Raw genomic sequence first — 18,115 nt, forward strand, 5'->3', positions numbered from 1 at the left:
TGGTTCGGGTTAGACGCCGACAGCGGCGAGCTCGGCCTCGATGGCCGACTCCAGCCGCTCCCGGATCTCGGGGACCGCGATCTTCTGGATGATCTCCTGGAAGAAGCCGCGCACCACCAGGCGTCGCGCCACATCTTCCGGAATGCCGCGGGCGCGCAGGTAGAACAGCTGCTCGTCGTCGAAACGGCCGGTGGCACTCGCGTGCCCGGCCCCGGCGATCTCGCCGGTCTCGATCTCCAGGTTGGGTACCGAGTCGGCGCGGGCGCCGTCGGTGAGCACCAGGTTGCGGTTCACCTCGAAGGTGTCGGTGCCTTCCGCGGCGGCGCGGATCAGCACATCGCCGACCCACACGGTGCGCGCGTCGCCCTTGGGCGACTGCGGATCACCTTGCAGCGCACCCTTGTACAACACATTCGACTTGCAGTTCGGCTGCGAGTGGTCGACGAGCAGGCGCTGCTCGAAGTGCTGGCCCGCATCGGCGAAGTAGAGGCCGAGCAGTTCGGCATCGCCGCCGGGGCCCGCGTAGCGGACGGTTCCGGTGAGCCGAACCAGGTCGCCGCCGAGGGTCACCGCGATGTGCCGCAGCGTGGCGTCGCGGCCGAGCAGTGCGTGGTGCGCGGTCGCGTTCACGGCGTCGTCGGCCCAGTCCTGGACCGCGACGACGGTCAGCTTCGCGCTGTCACCGAGCACGAATTCGACGTTCTCCGCGTAGGTTCCGCTGCCGCGCTGGTCGATGACCACGGTGGCGGTGGCGAAGTTGGCGAGCCGGATCTGCAGGTGGCCGTAGGCGGTCTTGTCCTGCCCCGGTCCGGTGACCGTGACGACGACCGGTTCGGCGACCTCGGTCTCCGCGCCGACCGACACGACGGTGGCCGACTCGAAGCCCGAGTACGCCTGGGCGGCAACACGATCCGCGGGCTCACCCGCGGCGCCGAGCCGCTCGTCGGACCGATCGACCGTCTCGACCTGAACACCCTCGACCGAGCTGACCTCGACGGTGGCGCGGCCGTCCCGGACGGCGGTGCCGTCGTGCAGGCCGCGCAGCCGGCGCAGCGGGGTGAACCGCCACTCCTCGTCGCGGCCGGACGGCACCTCGAAGGCGTTCACGTCGAACGAGGTGAAGACCTCGCCCTTGTTGATCGCGGCTCCTGCGCCCGGGTTCTGAATCGGCTTGGCCGTAGGGTTTTCGCCCTCGACCGCTTCGGCCAGAGCGGAGCCCGCGGAGCGACCCAACAAACTACTGTCACCAGTCGCCATCAGCCAACGGCCCCTTCCATCTGCAGCTCGATGAGCCGGTTCAGTTCCAACGCGTATTCCATCGGCAGTTCCTTGGCGATGGGCTCGACGAAGCCGCGCACCACCATGGCCATTGCCTCGTCCTCGGTCATGCCGCGGCTCATCAGGTAGAAGAGCTGATCTTCGGACACCTTCGACACGGTGGCCTCGTGACCCATCGTCACGTCGTCCTCGCGGATGTCGACGTACGGGTAGGTGTCCGAGCGGCTGATCGTATCGACAAGCAGCGCATCACATTTCACGGTCGACTTGGAGCCGTACGCACCCTTGTTCACCTGCACGAGGCCGCGGTAGGAAGCCCGGCCACCGCCGCGCGCCACCGACTTGCTGATGATGTTCGAGGAGGTGTGCGGCGCCAGGTGCAGCATCTTCGCGCCGGTGTCCTGGTGCTGGCCCTCGCCGGCGAACGCCACCGAGAGCACCTCGCCGCGGGCGTACTCGCCGGTCATCCAGACCGCCGGGTACTTCATGGTGACCTTGGAGCCGATGTTGCCGTCGACCCACTCCATGGTCGCGCCCGCCTCCGCCTTGGCCCGCTTGGTGACCAGGTTGTAGACGTTGTTCGACCAGTTCTGGATGGTGGTGTAGCGGCAGCGGCCGCCCTTCTTCACGATGATCTCGACCACCGCGGAGTGCAGCGAGTCCGACTTGTAGATCGGCGCGGTGCAACCCTCGACGTAGTGCACGTAGGCGCCCTCGTCGACGATGATCAGGGTCCGCTCGAACTGGCCCATGTTCTCGGTGTTGATCCGGAAGTAGGCCTGCAGCGGGATGTCGACGTGCACGCCCGGCGGCACGTAGATGAATGAGCCACCCGACCACACGGCGGTGTTCAGCGCGGAGAACTTGTTGTCGCCCGCGGGGATCACCGAGCCGAAGTACTGCTGGAAGATCTCCGGGTGCTCCTTCAACGCCGTGTCGGTGTCGAGGAAGATCACGCCCTGCTTCTCCAGATCCTCACGGATGGAGTGGTAGACGACCTCCGACTCGTACTGCGCCGCGACACCCGAGACCAGGCGCTGCTTCTCCGCCTCCGGGATGCCGAGCTTGTCGTAGGTGTTCTTGATGTCGGCGGGCAGGTCATCCCAGGTGGCGGCCTGCTTCTCGCTGGAGCGCACGAAGTACTTGATGTTGTCGAAGTCGATGCCGTCGAGGTTGGAGCCCCAGTTCGGCATGGGCTTGCGATCGAAGATGCGCAGGGCCTTCAGCCGGATGTCGAGCATCCAGTCCGGCTCGCTCTTCTTCGCCGAGATGTCGCGGACAACCGCCTCGGACAGACCTCGTTGCGCACTGGCTCCGGCCACATCCGAATCGGCCCAGCCGTAGCCGTATTTGCCCAGGGAAGCAATGGTCTCTTCCTGAGTGAGCGGCTGCACCTGGTCGGTGGTTGTCGTCATTCGGCACTCCTTCCGGAGTCGTTCGTTCGTACCGCTGCGGGCTGTGCAGCGATTTCTGGTGAAGTTTTTTTGGTGATCGGCAGTACGAGCAGCGGCACGTGCGTCGTGCACGCGCAGTCGCCATTGGCGATTGTGGCCAGCCGCTGCACGTGGGTGCCCAGCAGGTCACGGAACGCGTCGAGTTCCGCCGCGCACAACTGCGGGAATTCCTCCGCGACGTGCGCGACCGGGCAGTGGTGCTGGCAGATCTGCACACCAGCACCCACCTTGCGGGTGGAGGCGGCGAAACCGGCCTCGGTGAACGCCTCCGCGATCTCCTCGGCCTTGGCCTCGGTGTGTTGCGGAGTGTGCTCCTCGACCGGTGCGATCCCGGCCACGATAGTCCTGGCCCGTCGCCTGGCGAACTCGGTGATGGCCTGTTCGCCACCGATCTCGCCGAGCTGGCGGATCGCCGCGCCTGCCAAGTCGTCGTAGGCGTGACCCAGTTGGCCACGTCCCGCCGCGGTGAGTTGATACTGCTTGGCGGGGCGGCCGCGGCCCTTCTGCTGCCACGGCGCGGACCTGCTGGCCCGGGCCTGACCGGAGTCGATCAACGCGTCGAGGTGACGGCGCACCCCGGCCGGGGCCAGCCCGAGGGTGGTCCCGATGGCGGTCGCGGTGATCGGGCCCTCCTCCAGCAGCAGCTGGACGATAGCCGCGCGGGTGTGTCCCTCGGTGACCGCCGCGGGCGCAGCCGAAGACTCGGTGCCGGTCTTGCGACCAGCCCGTTCGTCCTCATTCCGCAAACCCACGGTTTTCACAACATCAGTGTGGCGGAATTCCTTCCCGAAATCTAATAAGGGTGCCCTGAGTTCTCGGCCCTCATGACCTGCATGGACCGCTGCTCAGGGGCGGGTTCGCGCGGAATCGGTGGTGCCATGGGGTTGCAGTTCGGCTTAATAGCAGCGCGGTAGTTCGGTCTCGCGGTTGATCGACTGCGCAACCCGGTTCTGACCTGCCGATTTAAGAACCGACCGTGGAGCATCCACGACTGCGGGCTGTTCGCTCTTGGTACACCGGCTGCCTCGGCGGTGGTCGTCTGGATGATCACGCTCGCACCGATTACGTGCAGTGTGTTACGTCACACGTGGTCATCCGAACCCCACCCCGAGTCCGTCAGCGGACGGCGACAAGCTTCATCGGCGTCGCCGACAGAGCGTTCACAGCCTCGCCCCAGTTTGCTGTCCGGCGGTGAGCAGCGACGGATCGAACCGGCCCGCAGCGACCAACCCCAGGTGCACTAGCCGTCGTAGGCGGTGGTGTCGATGGCGGTGCGCAGCGCCTTGCCCCCGCGTCTGATCCGGCCCGGTGAGCTCGGGTTCGGGGTGTTGTTCCAGCGCATCCCGCCGGGGCCGGTAGAACGTTCTTTCTAGTCAATCCTTCTCTGGCGAATTCGGCTGCTCAGGAAGAACCTCCGGAACATTTCCGATGTCCGGGTCCGCCGCGGCCGCCACCACCCGTGCTTCGACATCGAGTAGTGCCGTGTCCGCGATTCCCGCGTCGATGTCCGGCATTCCGGCGTCGATGTCCGACGAGCCCGTGCCCGATGGATCGGCGTCCGCCGCATTGGCTTCGGCATTGGGCAGCGCCGCCGCGGTGAAGGTGACCCGGATCAGATGCTCCATCGCCGCCGCTACCGTGCGCAGCGGAGCCTCGGTGCGCCGCACCCTGGCCAGAATGGTCGCGCCTTCGTACGCGGCGACGACCGTGGTGGCCAAGTCCCCCGCTTCCTGCGCGGACAGGCCAAGCTCGGCGAGCAGTCCGGCGAACGCCTGCTCCATCGTGTCGAAGGCGGTGTCGCAGGCGGTGCGTACCGCCTCGACGTCGCTGCCGCCGTCCAGCGCGGGAGTGCCGATCGGGCAGCCGTCGACCCATTCCGAACCAGCCAGCTTGCCGATCATGAAGTCGAACAGGGTTGTCGTGGTGGCGAAAACATCGGTCGGCGCTTGCCGGATCATCCGCCCGGCCATTGTCCCCGTCCCGGTGATGGCGGCGACTGCGATCTCCTCTTTGCCGCCCGGAAAGTGATGGTAGATAGAGCCATACGGCAATCCGGCCGCCTCGCTCAACGCCTTCAAACCGAACCCGTGATACCCGTGTCGAGCGAGCAGCCCGCACGCGGCGACCTCGATCCGCCGCCTGGACTCCGAAACCATGTGTCTGATTGTGCCCCGCTCGGCGACGCTGCCGATCGGAACGAGCAGGGCTGGTACGTGGTCTGTAGCCGGACTCCGTCCGCCCGCGCCCCTTATGCTTCGTCTCGTGGCGGTACTGGAGGGCGCGCGGCGCAGAACACTGGCATTCGGGCGCCGGGCACTCGGGTTGGATGTGCCGGCCGCCGATCACACGATCGCGGTCCTGCACCAGGACGAATCCGAGGTACCCGGCCTCGACCGCAAGGAACTGGTCCAGCTCGACCGGATCCGGCTGATGGGCGCGACCGGAACGGTGCTGATGGCGATCAGCGCACTTGGCATCGGCGCGCAGCCGGTACACCAGAACCCGACCTCGGGTGTCCGCGTCCTCGGCATCTTCGCCCGCGCCCACACCGGCTCACTGGCCATGTGTATGACCGGCACCGTCGTAGTGGTGCTGGCCTGGCTGCTGCTCGGCCGGTTCGCGGTCGGCGGCATCGGCGGCTCGCCGCTGCACCGCCTGACCCGCTCCCAGCTCGATCGCACCCTGCTGCTCTGGATCATTCCGCTCAGCATCGCGCCGCCGCTGTTCAGCAACGACGTGTATTCCTATCTGGCGCAAAGCGAAATCGCGGCACGCGGCATCGACCCTTATCAAGAAGGACCGGTCGCCGGGCTCGGCATCGATAACGTACTGACCAACAATGTGCCGACCATCTGGCGCGACACTCCGGCACCGTACGGGCCGCTATTCCTCTGGATCGGCCGTGGGATCGCCGAAATAACGGGCGACAACATCATCGCGGGCGTGTGGGTTCATCGGATACTCGCATTGGCCGGTGTCGCGCTGATCGTCTGGGCGCTGCCCCGGCTCTCGGTGCGCTGCGGGGTGGCCCCGGTGAGCGCGCTGTGGCTGGGTGCCGCGAACCCGCTGGTGCTGTTCCACCTGGTCGGCGGTGTGCACAACGACGCGCTGATGCTCGGCCTGATGCTGGCGGGAATGGAATTCTGCCTGCGCGCCATCGAGGACATCCATCCGTTCGACGGGCGGGCCTACGCGTGGTTGATCGGCGGGGCGATCGTCGTCAGCATGTCGTCGGCGGTGAAACTCACCTCGATCGTCGCGCTCGGGTTCGTCGGCATGGCGCTGGCTCGGCGCTGGGGATTCAGTCTGCGCAATATCGCCGTCGCGGCCGCCATGCTCGGCGCGATCGCCATCGGCACAACACTTTTCATCGGTTCGGCGAGCGGGCTCGGCTTCGGCTGGATCTACACCCTCAATGTCGCCAACGCGGTGCGAAGCTGGATGTCGGTACCGACCGTGCTCGGGATCGTCACCGGGTTCGGTGGGGTGCTGCTCGGACTCGGCGACCACACCACCGCTTTGCTGAGCATCACCCGGCCGATCGCCGCGGTGATCGCCGGATTCCTCACCGTGCGCATGCTCGTCGCCACCGGCACCGGACGCCTGCATCCGGTCGGCGCGCTCGGCGTCGCGCTCGGCGCGATCGTGCTGCTGTTCCCGGTGGTCCAGCCCTGGTATCTGCTGTGGGCGATCGTGCCGCTGGCCGCGTGGGCGACCCGACCGGTGTTCCGCGTTCCCGCCGTGGCGTTCTCGGCTGTTGTCAGCGTCATTCTCATGCCACGCGGCGCCGATCTCGAGGTCTTCCAGATCGTCGGCGCCGCCATCGCCACCGTGATCGTGACGGTGCTGTTCATCGTCATCACCCGTAACAAACTGCCGTGGCGCGGCCAGCAGGGGGTGTCGGCTCCGTCACAAGTGCCCACCTCTTACGGTGTGACATCGTGAGCGAGCGGAGCGAGCGGAGCGAGCGAACCATAGGCGGAGCGCCCTCGGGCACGACGGAGCCGAGCGACGGCGAGGCGCTGTCGTGACGACAACCGCCGGACCCGCCGTTCGCGTCGACGGTGTCGTCAAGCGCTACGGCGAGACCACGGCGGTCGATGGTCTGAGCTTCGATGTCGAACGGGCGCAGGTGCTCGCGCTGCTCGGTCCGAATGGGGCGGGCAAAACGACGACGGTCGAAATGTGTGAGGGGTTCGTGACGCCCGACGCGGGGTCGGTGCGGGTGCTCGGGCTCGATCCGATCGCTGATTCGGATCGGTTGCGGCCGCGCATCGGGGTCATGTTGCAGGGTGGCGGCGCGTATCCCGGGGCCAAGGCCGGGGAAATGCTCGATCTGGTTGCCGCCTACTCCGCTGATCCGCTCGATCCGGCCTGGTTGTTGCGGACGCTCGGTTTGCAGGACAACCGTGGGACGCCCTACCGGCGGCTCTCCGGCGGGCAGCAGCAGCGGCTGGCGCTGGCGTGTGCGCTGGTCGGCAAGCCGGAAATCGTGTTCCTTGACGAACCGACCGCGGGGCTGGACGCGCAAGCCCGGCTCATCGTGTGGGAGTTGATCGACGCGTTGCGCCGCGACGGCGTGACCGTTGTGCTCACCACGCACCTGATGGACGAGGCCGAGCAACTCGCGGACCAGTTGGTGATCATCGATCACGGCCGGATCGTCGCCTCCGGCACGCCCGCCGAGGTGACCGCGCACGGCGCCGCCGGGCAGCTACGTTTCTCCGCCCCACCGAAACTCGATCTGGACCTGCTGAAATCCGCGCTACCGGAAGGCTTCTCACCACGCGAGACCACGCCGGGCACGTATCTGGTGGAGGGTGAGATCAATCCGCAGGTGCTCGCCACGGTGACCGCGTGGTGTGCGCGAGTCAACGTGCTTGCCACCGACATCCGGATCGATCAGCGCAGACTCGAAGACGTCTTCCTGGAACTCACCGGACGGGACCTACGCGGATGACCCAGCCCGACCTGACCGCCAACCGCTTCACGCCGGGCACCTTCGCGCCCGATCCCCGGCCGAGTTCGCGCGTCGCGATGATGATCGCGCAAACCCGGCTCGAGCTGATCCTGTTGCTGCGCAACGGGGAACAGTTGCTGCTCACCATGTTCATTCCGATCACGCTGCTGGTCGGGTTGAGCCTGTTGCCGTTCGGCGACCTCGGCACCGACCGGGTGGACAAGATCGTGCCCGCGGTGATGATGGTGGCCGTCATGTCGACCGCGTTCACCGGGCAAGCCATCGCGGTCGGCTTCGACCGGCGCTACGGCGCGCTGAAACGGCTCGGCGCCACCGCATTGCCACGCTGGGGCATCATCGCGGGCAAGAGTGCGGCGGTGCTGATCGTGGTTGTGCTGCAAGCGGTTCTGCTCGGCGCCATCGGCTTCGCCCTCGGCTGGCGGCCCGAACCCGCCGGACTTGCCGTTGGCGCGGTCGTAATCGCGCTCGGCACGGCCACTTTCGCGGCCATGGGCCTGCTGCTCGGCGGCACCCTGAAGGCGGAAGTCGTGCTCGCTCTGGCGAACATCTTGTGGTTCGTCATGCTCGGCATCGCCAGCGTTGTGTTCGCCTCCGACGACCTGCCCACCATCGTGAATGTGCTTGCCCGCCTGGTCCCCTCGGGCGCACTGGCCGTCACTTTGGAGGACGCGATGCGCTCCAGCATCGACTGGTTCGGCATAGCCGTACTCGCCGCATGGGGCGTCGTCTCCGGCACCCTCGCGGCCCGCTACTTCCGCTTCCAGTAACGATCCGGCCCGACCGCACACCCCCTTTCCCGAACCGCACACCCTGCGTATCAGCCGCGCGCCCGGTGAACTGAGTATGCGGATGACACAGCGGGTGTGCGGGTTGGTCGGTGAAGGCGCGGGGAACAGCGGGGCTGTGAGGGGTGCGGGGGTGGTACCAACGACAGTGTGTAGTTGACCGTGCTCTACCATCGTGACGTGCTGTATCGCGCCTTTCTGCGACTCGTCGACAAGCTGCCGCTGCCCTCGCTGGGGGTGCAGCGTGGGATCGCGATCGCGGTGATCCTCACGCAGGCGGGCATTGCGGTCACCGGTGCCGTCGTCCGGGTTACCGCCTCCGGTCTCGGCTGCCCGACCTGGCCGGAGTGCTTCCCGGGCAGCTTCACTCCCGTTGGTGTCTCCGAGGTCCCGGTGCTGCACCAGACCGTCGAGTTCGGCAACCGGCTGCTCACTTTCGTCGTTTCGCTGTGCGCCGCTCTGATCGTGCTGGCGGTCACCCGCGCCCGCCGTCGCCGCGACGTGCTGATCTACGCCTGGCTGATGCCCGGCGGCACCCTGTTGCAAGGCATCATCGGCGGCATCACCGTGCGCACCGGCCTGCTGTGGTGGACCGTCGCGGTACACCTGCTGGCCTCCATGCTCATGGTCTGGCTCGCCGTGGTGCTCTACGCGAAGATCAACGAACCCGACGACGGCTTCGAAATCGTGCAGGCCCCCGCGCCGCTGCGCTGGCTGACGGCATTCAGCGGCGTCGCACTCAGCGGCGTGCTGATCGCCGGCACCCTGGTCACCGCCGCTGGCCCGCACGCAGGCGACAAGAGCATCGAACGCCCGGTCGCCCGCCTGCAAATCGAGATCGTCACCCTGGTACACCTGCACTCCCAGTTGCTCGTCGGCTACCTGGCACTGCTGGTCGGCCTGGCTTTCGGCCTGTTCGCAGTCGGCATCACCCCACCGGTCCGCAAACGCCTGTTCGTACTTCTCGCCCTGGTGTGCTCGCAGGCTCTGGTCGGCATAGTGCAGTACTTCACCAACGTCCCAGCAGCCCTAGTCGTAATCCACGTAGGCGGAGCCGCAGCATGCGTCGCCGCAACAGCAGCCCTCTGGGCATCCTTACGCACCCGCGAACACGTTCCGGCATCACAAGCAGCGAAACAATCCGCCTAAAGACGATCGCCCCCAAAGCTTTCCGAATCCCAAAGCCTCTCGAAATCAGCACCACAGCCAGTCGACCCCGCCGGAGGTGGGAATGCGCGCTGTCCTGGGCTAATACGCCAGAGACGTCCGTAAAGGTGTACCTACCACCGTGTTACTGAGCAGTGCTGGGCGGTCGGGTGCCGTGCCCGGCCTTCTTTACCGGTCAGGTGCGTGGGGTGGAGGCTCCAGCGTGGCTGCCGGGTATAGCCGGTTGGTCAATGACGCCGATCCCGAGGTGCGTGCGGCGGCCGCGCGGAGTTGGTGCGCGTGGGAAGACGCCGTGATCGCGCACGAATCTCTCGGCAGCCCAGGGGCATACAGCGACAAACCCTGCATGCACTCCCCTCGGACTCGGCGCGGCTCGAACGGGCCGCCACCCTCTCCAAGTGGGCGCATTCATCCGGAGCCAGAGCGCCTTGGGCGACCCAATCTGGGCACCGCCCATCAAGGTTCGAGTGCCGCACGAACGAACTCGACGAGGTCCGTCCTGACCCGCGTCTGGTCGAGCCCGTCGGCGCCACCGCGAATCGCGGACAGCATGGCGGACAACAGGATCGAGAGCAGGATCTCGCCGGTGAGTCTCGGATCGAGCGAGGGATCGATGTAACCGAGGGTGATGCCCTTCTTGATTCGAGCAGTAGCCTCGTCACCGTAGACGCGCAGGTTCTGCAGTGAGCGTTCGGCCACGCGATCATCGATCGACGCCGCCTCGAGCAGGATGAAGCTGACCAAACCGGGTTCGTCTTCGACCAATTCGTAGCAGTGGTCGACAATGCGGCCGAACAGCGCGCAGAACTCGTCGAGTGTCTGCGGGCGCTGCCCGGTGACCGCCTGACCGAAGACCCGGTCGCGGATCAGCGCGAAATAGTGGTCGATGACCGCGTCGAGGATGTCACGCTTGTTGTCGAAGTAGTTGTAGAACGTGCCGTGGCTGACTCCGGCGCGGGTGACGATGTCGGCGACCACGACGGCGCGATATCCCTTGTCGACGAACAGTTCATAGGCCGCAAGGATCAGCTCGGCGCGGCGTCTGGCGCTGCGATCCGCGGCGTTCATGAAGCGGATCCGGCCGCGGTGGAATCACGTGGCCGCAATGCCTTTTCGAGCAGCGTGAGCACACCGGCTGTGGCCCGTTCCCGGGCCTGCGGCGTGTTATCGCCGCGCATCTCTTGCAGCAGTCCGGGTACCACCAGGGTCAGCACAGCGTGCGCGGTGACCTCCGGATCGATGCCCGCGCGGATCCAGCCCGCCGCGATACCGCGGCGAAGTTCTTGCGCCACAAAGGTACTGACGAGCAGCTCCAGGCTGAACAGGCGATCGCTGAGCTCCCTGTCGATGGCACTGGCCTCGACCAGCAACAGCCGCACGAAGTCCGGCTCGTGCTCCAGCATCGCGTACAGCCGGTCGATGGCCCCGTGCACGCCCGCGAGCAGCTCGTCGGCCGACGTCGGCCGACTCAGCAACGTATGCGGCTGCAACGCGTCGACGAGCTTCTCGATGCCGAAATCGACTACGTGGTCGAGTATTTCACGTTTGCTGGTGAAGTACCGGTACACGGTCCCCTGCCCGATACCGGCGTGCGCGGCCACATCGGAGATCGCGGTCCCCTCGTAACCGCGGTCGACGAATACGGCATACGCCGATTCGATGATCTGCTGCCTGCGCCGTTCCGGCAGACCGGCAAGCGGTGGCCGACCGCGGCGGGCCGCGCGGGGCTGGTCCGGCACAGCACTCCTTCTCGACGCAACCAGGACTTGTCAGCTTATCAACGCCCCTGCGCCTCGCCCTTCGGGCCGTAGTCCACCACCTGCCAGCTGCCGCCGTTCTTCGCCACCGTCACCACCAGTAGGTTCGGCACGGTCGCCGGCGTGGGCTGCTGGACGTTCTGGGTCTTCTGCGTCGCGAATACCGTCACCGAATACTGGCCGTTGCCCTGCGGGTCCACCGCCGTGCCGAGCACCTGGCCGGTGGCCACAACCTGCGCTTCGGTCATGATCTTCGCCAGCGTGTCGTGCACCTCGTCGTAGCGCTTGCGCAGGGCGTCGGAGGTGTCGCGCTGCACGCCGTCGAAGAAGGCGGGCAGGTTCTTGTGGTCGTAGGTGAGCGAGCGCAGCGTGTAGTCCTTCGCTACCTCTGCCGCCTTGTCGCGGTCGGCGTTCTGTTGCCGCAGCGCGTCGAGGTCGTCGGAAGTGGACTGCCAGGAGAGGCCGAGCGCGACGCTGAGCACCGTCAGCAGGACGGTGAGGCCACCGAGAATATAGCCGATGCTGCTGCGCTGCAGTACTTTCGGTGGGTCGGTTACGGTTTCGGTCGCGTCGGCGGGCTCGGTCGTTGTCATGATGTCCTCAACTCTCTACTTCGGAACGTCGAGCGTGATACGGGCGGTCCCGCTCTCCGGGAACGTCGCCGACAACAAGTCGATGATCGAACCCGCGTCCACCCGAACGGGTTTCAGCACACTGGTGGCGGGTTTCAACGCGGTGGCGATATGCGCCAAGTCCGGTCCCAGCACCGCGAGATATTGATCGATCTGCCGCACCAGCGGCCCGAGCGGCTCGTCCCAGACATGTTCACCCGCATAGGAATAACTCCGAAATCCTTCGATGAGGTGCACGACCTCGGGTAGCACCCTGGTGAAATCGTCGGCCCAGTCGCCGATCACCGGTCCGTACCCGTCGAAGTTTTCGGCGAGCTCCTGCCCCGTCAGATAGAGCCGGGTGATCGCGTCCCGCTTGTCGTGCAGCAGTTGCGCTGTCATCCGCAGTGTCCTGGTGAGGTTGGCGATCTCCTTTTCGCGCCCGGCGTAACCCTGGGACAGGATGGCGGCGAGTTGTTCGATCTTCACCGGGTCGATCTGCGAGTTCAGCACATCCATCTTGGCCAGCGCCTCGCTCACCGTCGTCGCGATGCGCACCTGATGCGCGGGGATGACGCTGCCGTCGGTGAGATATGGGCCCGCCGAGCCGGTGGGGCGGAAATCCATGAACTGCTCCCCCGCCGCCGACAGGTTGCGCACGTGCACCTCGCTGCCGATCGGTACCCGATATTTCGCGTCCAGCTCGATCCGCACCGCGAGCCCGGTGCCGGTCGCGGTAATGGCGCGCACCTTGCCGATGCGCATACCGCGCAGGTCCACCTGGGAGGTCTGCATCAGCCCACCGGACGAATCCATCAGCACGGTAACGGTATTCGTCGTGCGCCGCGGATCGATGTCGAGCACCCCGACGGCCATATAAGCCGCGCACACCACCGTCATCACCAGCAGCAGTACCAGCGAGACCGGACCGGAGAGCTTCATCGGACCATTCCTATCGACCGCAGCACCTGGATCATCTCGTCCGAGCGCGCCGAGGCGTCGGTGGCGATCGCCTCCGCCGTCACTCGCTGCACCCGAATGTTCGGTGGTGCACTGAAGAAGGGGATCAGCTTGTCGCGCAACAACCGGTTCATCACGTCGACGTTCATCGGGACCGTGCTGTCGGCGCTGGCGATGGTGAGCGCCGCGGGGGCGAGGATGGAGATGATGTCATGCAGGTCGCCCCGGATCGGCAGCGCGAGATCGGCCACGTAGCTGGCCAATTCACCGCCGTCGATGATCAGCTGGACCAAGCCGAACAGCACCTCGGACAGGCCTGCGGCGCGACTGGGTCCGAGGGTGAGGGTGCGGTCGACGTTGTCGTTGTTCGCCTCCAGCGTTGTCGTCACGCTGGCGGCCGCGGCGAGGATCCGGTCGAGATCGTCGGTGTGCGTGGCGAGATCGTGCAGGGCGTTGCGCCCACCGGCCAGGATCCGCGCCAGATCGGCGGGGTCGGTCGGGAACGAGGCGTTGACACTGGCGACGAGCTCCTGCATTTCGCCGAACCGGCCGCCGGTGACAATATTCGACATCGCCCGCAGGATGTCTTCCACATTCGCGGCGGGCACGGTACGCGCACGCGGGATGACATCACCGTTCCCCAAGAACGGCGGACCGGTGTCGGGTGGTGCCTGCAACGCGATGTGAATGTCACCGAGGATCGTGCTCTGCCGCAGCTCCGCCGTCGCCGACTTGGGCAGTCGCACATCGGCTTTCAGATCAACGGTGGCGACAGCGGTATCGCCGATCAGCTCGATGCGGTCGAGCATGCCGACCTCGACGCCCTCGGCGATGACCTTGGCCCGGTCGGGCAGGTTGAGTACGGACCCGAATTCGATCCTGATCGAGAAGGTGTCCCCCGCCAGGTAGGTACCGGGAATCGGGACGTCGGTCGCGCGGATACCGCAGCCGGTCAGCAGCAGGGCCACGGCGGCGAGCACGAGGAGCACACGCTTCACGGCGCCCCCAACGATCCGAGGATCACCTGGACCAGCCCCGGCTGGCTCCCGTCCGCCGACTCGTAGTGCGGCGGCCGATAGTTCACCCGCACCGCACCCGTAGCGGGGTCGAACATCTGAACCAGTTGCCCGGCCAGCGGCGGCAGCTGCACCAGCAGATCCACGATGCTGCCCGCCAGCACCGCGTAGCGGTGTACTTGCGGCACTATCCCGTCGAGGAACTCGTAGGACTGCTGGTCGTACTTGTCGACATTCCGAGCGATCACCGGCAAGAACTCGAGCCCGAGATCGACCGCCCTCGACAGTTGCGCGGAGAAGCCCTCCACCAGATGTATGCCGTTCTTCAGGTTGTCCAGCAGCACTTGCATATCCGGCCAGTTGGTAATGAACATCGTGGTGAGCAGATCCAAGTTGTCGATGAGCCTGCGGATCACCACATCTCGGTCGGCCGGATCGCCGATCACCTGAGACAAGCGCTGCAGCAGGGCATTCCACTGCGGACCGGTGCCGTCGAGGGTGCGGACCGCGCCGGTGATCGTCTGGTCGAGCAAGGTGTCGGACGGCGCGCCCGGTGTCGGCGACTGCTGTGCGCCGAGCAGGTCGCCGGATAGTCGCCCGAGCGCATCGAGTGCGTCGCTGATGCCGACCGGTGTCCTGGTGCGCTCCAGCGGAAGGCACCGCGCGGTATCGAATTTCGGTCCGCCGGTGTAGGTCTTGGTCAGCTCGACGTGCCGGTCGGTGACGATCGAGCTCGACATGGTCACCGCTTCGACATCCGCGGGCAGCTCGAGCTTGCCGTCGATAGTCAACGTCACCCGCATGCGGTCGCCGCGCGCCTCGATCCCCGAGACGGTGCCGATCTCGACGCCCAGCATGGTGACGCTGTTGCCTTCGTAAAGCCCGACGGTGTCGGTGAATTCGGCGCACATGGTCTGTTCGACAGGCTGCACACGGTCGATCCAGGTCGCGCCGCTCACCCCGACAACCACCGCCACGGTGACCAACACAGCGCCGACGATCAACCCGGTTTTGCCCCAGCCCCGCATCAGCACGCCCTCCCCTCGAACGGAATGCACAGTGCCGGACCGCGTACCACGCTGGCGGACTGATCGATGGTCACCCCATCGGCGCCGAGCATGGCCGAGATCTTCCCGATGAAGTCCTTGATCCCCGCGACGACCGTGTCGAGCCGCCCGGGGTCTTGCACGAGCTTGTTGAACAGCTCCTCGAATTCGGCCACCGACGGTTCGATCGAGTCACCGTAGGCCATTACCGGTCGATGGATCACCGCGAACAACCGTTTGAGCAGTTCGAAGACCTGGATCACCTCGCCCCGGCGCTGCCCGAGCACCAAGGCGACACCACCGAGTTCACGCACGAAGTCGGCGAGCACCGCCCGGTCGGTCGCGATCGCGCCGACGTATTCATCGGATACCCGCACCGCCGAGTCCAGTTGCTCGGACCGGTCGGCCAGCACACCGGACAAGTCGTTGAAGTTACCGATGATCGACCGCACCGCGTCCGGCTGACCGGCCAGCGCGGCGTTCACCTCGGCAATGGTGCTGCGCAGGGTGGTGCCGTCGACTTGGCTCAGCACCGGGGTGGCGACGTCGATGATGTCGGTCAGCTCGAACGGGGTGGTGGTGCGTTCCGGCGGAATGTGCTTGCCGCCCAGCGCTCGCTCCCCCTGCGGAGCGAGCGACAGGTAGTGCCCACCGATCGGCGTCAGCATCTTCACCTCGACCGACGAACTCTCACCGACGTGCACCTCGCGATCCACCCCGAAACGCACCTCCACGTGGTCACCGACCAACTCCACCGAGCGGACCTGCCCTACCTTGATGCCCGCGATCCGCACCTCGTCGCCGGTGCGGGCGCCACCCGAGGTGCGGAAGTCCGCGATATAGGACTGCTCCCCGAACGGCACGACATACAGCACCGCGGCGGCGAGCAGGCCGAGCACGCTCAACAGCACACCGGCGATCCCCCACCGCAATTGCGACCAGGAGTCCGATTTCTCGGCCCGCAGCTGTTTGATCGCACCGAGCAACCGAACCGGTATTCCGGCCAGTTGTGTTGCCGCACCGGTCATTTGCACACCACCAGCTTCTGATTGCCGAGCACGACATTGCCGATGCCAGGGACGCCGAGCTCACCGCCCGCACACGAATACGTCTTCGCCTCGCCACTGGCCGGGAGGTTCTGGTTGAGCCCCGAAATCAAAGACGGCATCAGCGATAGGATTTCGACCAGCTGATCGGTCTGCGGCAGCAGCCTGCGCAACAACCCGTCCAAGGGCAGATAGCTGTCGTCGTAGGCTGCCTGCACCTCTTCGATCAGCGGGATGATCGGCACCAACGTGCGGTTCGCCTGCTCGATGGCTTTGATGATCGTCGCGGTGCGGCTGCCGAACTGGTTCAGCACTCCGTTGAGCTGTTTGACGAGATCGCCCACCGCCGCGGACTTGCCACCGATCGAGCGAGAAATCTCGCCGAGGTTGTGGATCAGCAACACGATCACCGCCTCGCTGCTCTTCGCGTGTTCGGTGAGCTGGTCCAGATCGGCGAGCGCGGGGCCGATTCCACTGCCGTCGCCCTGCAGCACGCGCAACATGTTCATGCCGAACTGGTTGAGCTGGGCCGTGTCCAGGGTCTCGAACAATGGTTTGAAGCCGTTGAAGAGTTTGGATACGTCGAAACTCGGGATGGTACGTTCCACCGGAATCGTGGCGCCCGCCGCGAGGCGCGTGCCGCCGGACTTCGCGGTCAACAGTTCGATGTAGCGCTGCCCGATCAGATCCTGGTATCGCACCGCCGCTTCGGTGTTGTCGTATACCGGACGCTGCCGATCGACGGTGAACCGGACCCGGGCATGGGTGCCGTCCAACTCGACATTTTCGACCTTCCCGACGGCCACCCCCGACATCCGAACCGTATCTCCGGCGTACAGCCCCGAGATATCGGTGAAGACAGCGTCATACGAGACCTTGTCCTCCGGCACCGGCGTATTCAGCGCGGCGACAATGAAAGCCGAGCACACCGCGACGATCGCGACGAAGACACCGAGCTTGATGGCGGCGGCGGTGACACTGTTCATCGCGGCACTCCAATGATCGAATCCGCGAGGTAGGGCATGTTCTTCACGATCACCTCGAGTTGGAGCTGCACCCGGCCGTCGATCACCGGGAACGCGCTGTCGATGCGGGCAAGCAAGGCGGGCAGCCGGTTGTACGCGGGCGCGACCGTGCCGATCGACGCGCTGATCGGCACGACCAGATCCAGCACTCCGCCGATGATGGCGGCCAACTCCGGGTTGTCCCTGCGCAAGATATCGGTCACGGGCAGCAGCAGAGCGGTGTCCAACGCCGACAGCGCATGCTTCGTCCGCTCCCGGTTCTCGACGGTGCCGAAATACTCACTGTTGTCGAGCACTCCGAGGATCACGTCGATGACCGGCGGCGTCGTCTCCGCGACACCCGTGCCGACGTCGGCGCCGATACCCAGGTAATGACCAAGTGGCGCACGCTGATTCACGGCGAGCACCCTGGCGGTGGCGAAGAACGACTGCACCGCGGGCCCGAGCGAGGCGGTGTTGTCCAGTAGTAGATCGAACAGTGCGCGCACGGTGTCGGAATCGAGTACCTGGGTCAGCCGCGCCGCCCTGCGGAACACGCTCGACACGGTCGCGTTGCTCGCGTTGGCGCCGATGAACAGGGTGGTGTTCTCCGGCAACCGGCCGCCCTTGCCGGTGTTCACCAATTCGATTGCGCTGGAACCGAAGATGTTCGACGAGGTGAACCGCGCCGACACGTCGTCGGTCAGCGCCGCGGCCTGGGTGCGATCCAATTCCAGCTCGATGCGCTGGTGCCCGTAGCCGACGGTATCGACCGCGCGCACGGTGCCGATCGCGAAGCCGCGGAACTTCACCTCCGCGCCCGGCGCGAGGCCCTCGCCCAGAGTGGCGGCGTCGATGGTGAGGGTGAACCGGTCGGCGAACTTGCCTTGCGCGTACTGCGTGGTGAACACCGCCACCACCACGATGACCGCGGCGACAACCACCCCGCGCAGCCGTAGCATCCACCGCCCCGCGGTCCGTCCCGAATGATCAACGAATATCGGCATGCG

Annotated in this window: 17 protein-coding genes; 4 read left to right on the plus strand and 13 right to left on the minus strand. The window is 66.1% G+C overall.

All coding sequences use genetic code 11. The annotated features are described in order from the left end of the window. Positions 1 to 9: 9 nt before the first annotated feature. The 4 genes from sufD to KV110_RS27055 all read right to left on the minus strand — a co-directional run bounded on the left by sufD (position 10) and on the right by KV110_RS27055 (position 4,888). The gene (sufD, locus tag KV110_RS27040; RefSeq protein WP_218470064.1) at positions 10 to 1,257 is read right to left on the minus strand and encodes a Fe-S cluster assembly protein SufD; all 1,248 of its coding nucleotides are present in this window, start codon (positions 1,255 to 1,257) and stop codon (positions 10 to 12) included. After that, the gene (gene sufB / locus KV110_RS27045) at positions 1,257 to 2,693 is read right to left on the minus strand and encodes a Fe-S cluster assembly protein SufB (protein WP_218470065.1); all 1,437 of its coding nucleotides are present in this window, start codon (positions 2,691 to 2,693) and stop codon (positions 1,257 to 1,259) included. Before sufB ends, sufD begins: the two co-directional genes overlap by 1 nt. Further along, a complete protein-coding gene (locus tag KV110_RS27050; RefSeq protein WP_218470066.1) occupies positions 2,690 to 3,493 on the minus strand; it encodes a helix-turn-helix transcriptional regulator in 804 nt (267 codons plus the stop codon). The genes sufB and KV110_RS27050 overlap by 4 nt, the downstream gene beginning before the upstream one ends. A 612-nt stretch (positions 3,494 to 4,105) precedes the next feature. After that, on the minus strand, positions 4,106 to 4,888 hold the full coding sequence (locus KV110_RS27055; RefSeq protein WP_218470067.1) for a TetR/AcrR family transcriptional regulator: 783 nt from the start codon (positions 4,886 to 4,888) through the stop codon (positions 4,106 to 4,108). A 94-nt stretch (positions 4,889 to 4,982) separates the two neighbouring features. Here KV110_RS27055 and mptB point away from each other — a divergent pair, with 94 nt between their 5' ends. The 4 genes from mptB to KV110_RS27075 all read left to right on the plus strand — a co-directional run bounded on the left by mptB (position 4,983) and on the right by KV110_RS27075 (position 9,647). Then, complete coding sequence (gene mptB, locus KV110_RS27060) at positions 4,983 to 6,677, plus strand: polyprenol phosphomannose-dependent alpha 1,6 mannosyltransferase MptB (RefSeq protein WP_246634004.1); 1,695 nt, start codon at positions 4,983 to 4,985, stop codon at positions 6,675 to 6,677. Between the two features lie 82 nt (positions 6,678 to 6,759). After that, the gene (locus KV110_RS27065; protein WP_218470069.1) at positions 6,760 to 7,692 is read left to right on the plus strand and encodes an ABC transporter ATP-binding protein; all 933 of its coding nucleotides are present in this window, start codon (positions 6,760 to 6,762) and stop codon (positions 7,690 to 7,692) included. Then, on the plus strand, positions 7,689 to 8,480 hold the full coding sequence (locus KV110_RS27070; RefSeq protein ID WP_218470070.1) for an ABC transporter permease: 792 nt from the start codon (positions 7,689 to 7,691) through the stop codon (positions 8,478 to 8,480). Before KV110_RS27065 ends, KV110_RS27070 begins: the two co-directional genes overlap by 4 nt. A 198-nt stretch (positions 8,481 to 8,678) precedes the next feature. Further along, complete coding sequence (locus KV110_RS27075; protein ID WP_218478935.1) at positions 8,679 to 9,647, plus strand: COX15/CtaA family protein; 969 nt, start codon at positions 8,679 to 8,681, stop codon at positions 9,645 to 9,647. A gap of 474 nt (positions 9,648 to 10,121) precedes the next feature. Here KV110_RS27075 and KV110_RS27080 read toward each other — a convergent pair whose 3' ends face one another. Genes KV110_RS27080 through KV110_RS27120 form a run of 9 tightly spaced genes read right to left on the minus strand, consistent with a single transcriptional unit; the run spans position 10,122 to position 18,112 of the window. After that, positions 10,122 to 10,733 carry a TetR/AcrR family transcriptional regulator gene (locus KV110_RS27080; protein ID WP_218470071.1) on the minus strand — a complete coding sequence of 204 codons (612 nt, stop codon included), beginning with the start codon at positions 10,731 to 10,733 and terminating at the stop codon, positions 10,122 to 10,124. After that, complete coding sequence (locus tag KV110_RS27085) at positions 10,730 to 11,404, minus strand: TetR/AcrR family transcriptional regulator (protein ID WP_218470072.1); 675 nt, start codon at positions 11,402 to 11,404, stop codon at positions 10,730 to 10,732. Before KV110_RS27085 ends, KV110_RS27080 begins: the two co-directional genes overlap by 4 nt. A 38-nt stretch (positions 11,405 to 11,442) precedes the next feature. Further along, positions 11,443 to 12,015 carry a hypothetical protein gene (locus KV110_RS27090; protein WP_218470073.1) on the minus strand — a complete coding sequence of 191 codons (573 nt, stop codon included), beginning with the start codon at positions 12,013 to 12,015 and terminating at the stop codon, positions 11,443 to 11,445. Between the two features lie 15 nt (positions 12,016 to 12,030). Continuing rightward, complete coding sequence (locus KV110_RS27095; protein ID WP_218470074.1) at positions 12,031 to 12,975, minus strand: MlaD family protein; 945 nt, start codon at positions 12,973 to 12,975, stop codon at positions 12,031 to 12,033. After that, a complete protein-coding gene (locus KV110_RS27100; RefSeq protein WP_218470075.1) occupies positions 12,972 to 13,991 on the minus strand; it encodes an MlaD family protein in 1,020 nt (339 codons plus the stop codon). The genes KV110_RS27095 and KV110_RS27100 overlap by 4 nt, the downstream gene beginning before the upstream one ends. Next, a complete protein-coding gene (locus KV110_RS27105; protein WP_246634782.1) occupies positions 13,988 to 15,037 on the minus strand; it encodes an MCE family protein in 1,050 nt (349 codons plus the stop codon). Before KV110_RS27105 ends, KV110_RS27100 begins: the two co-directional genes overlap by 4 nt. Continuing rightward, a complete protein-coding gene (locus KV110_RS27110; RefSeq protein ID WP_218470077.1) occupies positions 15,037 to 16,083 on the minus strand; it encodes an MlaD family protein in 1,047 nt (348 codons plus the stop codon). Before KV110_RS27110 ends, KV110_RS27105 begins: the two co-directional genes overlap by 1 nt. Next, the gene (locus KV110_RS27115) at positions 16,080 to 17,087 is read right to left on the minus strand and encodes an MlaD family protein (RefSeq protein WP_218470078.1); all 1,008 of its coding nucleotides are present in this window, start codon (positions 17,085 to 17,087) and stop codon (positions 16,080 to 16,082) included. The genes KV110_RS27110 and KV110_RS27115 overlap by 4 nt, the downstream gene beginning before the upstream one ends. After that, on the minus strand, positions 17,084 to 18,112 hold the full coding sequence (locus KV110_RS27120; protein ID WP_218470079.1) for an MlaD family protein: 1,029 nt from the start codon (positions 18,110 to 18,112) through the stop codon (positions 17,084 to 17,086). Before KV110_RS27120 ends, KV110_RS27115 begins: the two co-directional genes overlap by 4 nt. Between the last annotated feature and the right edge of the window lie 3 nt (positions 18,113 to 18,115).

This window comes from Nocardia iowensis (assembly GCF_019222765.1).
GTDB classification, from domain to species: Bacteria; Actinomycetota; Actinomycetes; order Mycobacteriales; family Mycobacteriaceae; genus Nocardia; species Nocardia iowensis.

What these genes read in the sequence shown, in the direction of transcription:
- sufD (WP_218470064.1), bottom strand. Translation starts at nt 1,257, where the DNA reads ATGGCGACTGGTGACAGTAGTTTGTTGGGTCGCTCCGCGGGCTCCGCT.
- sufB (WP_218470065.1), bottom strand. Translation starts at nt 2,693, where the DNA reads ATGACGACAACCACCGACCAGGTGCAGCCGCTCACTCAGGAAGAGACC.
- KV110_RS27055 (WP_218470067.1), bottom strand. Translation starts at nt 4,888, where the DNA reads ATGGTTTCGGAGTCCAGGCGGCGGATCGAGGTCGCCGCGTGCGGGCTG.
- mptB (WP_246634004.1), top strand. Translation starts at nt 4,983, where the DNA reads ATGCTTCGTCTCGTGGCGGTACTGGAGGGCGCGCGGCGCAGAACACTG.
- KV110_RS27070 (WP_218470070.1), top strand. Translation starts at nt 7,689, where the DNA reads ATGACCCAGCCCGACCTGACCGCCAACCGCTTCACGCCGGGCACCTTC.
- KV110_RS27080 (WP_218470071.1), bottom strand. Translation starts at nt 10,733, where the DNA reads ATGAACGCCGCGGATCGCAGCGCCAGACGCCGCGCCGAGCTGATCCTT.
- KV110_RS27090 (WP_218470073.1), bottom strand. Translation starts at nt 12,015, where the DNA reads ATGACAACGACCGAGCCCGCCGACGCGACCGAAACCGTAACCGACCCA.
- KV110_RS27095 (WP_218470074.1), bottom strand. Translation starts at nt 12,975, where the DNA reads ATGAAGCTCTCCGGTCCGGTCTCGCTGGTACTGCTGCTGGTGATGACG.
- KV110_RS27105 (WP_246634782.1), bottom strand. Translation starts at nt 15,037, where the DNA reads ATGCGGGGCTGGGGCAAAACCGGGTTGATCGTCGGCGCTGTGTTGGTC.
- KV110_RS27110 (WP_218470077.1), bottom strand. Translation starts at nt 16,083, where the DNA reads ATGACCGGTGCGGCAACACAACTGGCCGGAATACCGGTTCGGTTGCTC.
- KV110_RS27115 (WP_218470078.1), bottom strand. Translation starts at nt 17,087, where the DNA reads ATGAACAGTGTCACCGCCGCCGCCATCAAGCTCGGTGTCTTCGTCGCG.
- KV110_RS27120 (WP_218470079.1), bottom strand. Translation starts at nt 18,112, where the DNA reads ATGCCGATATTCGTTGATCATTCGGGACGGACCGCGGGGCGGTGGATG.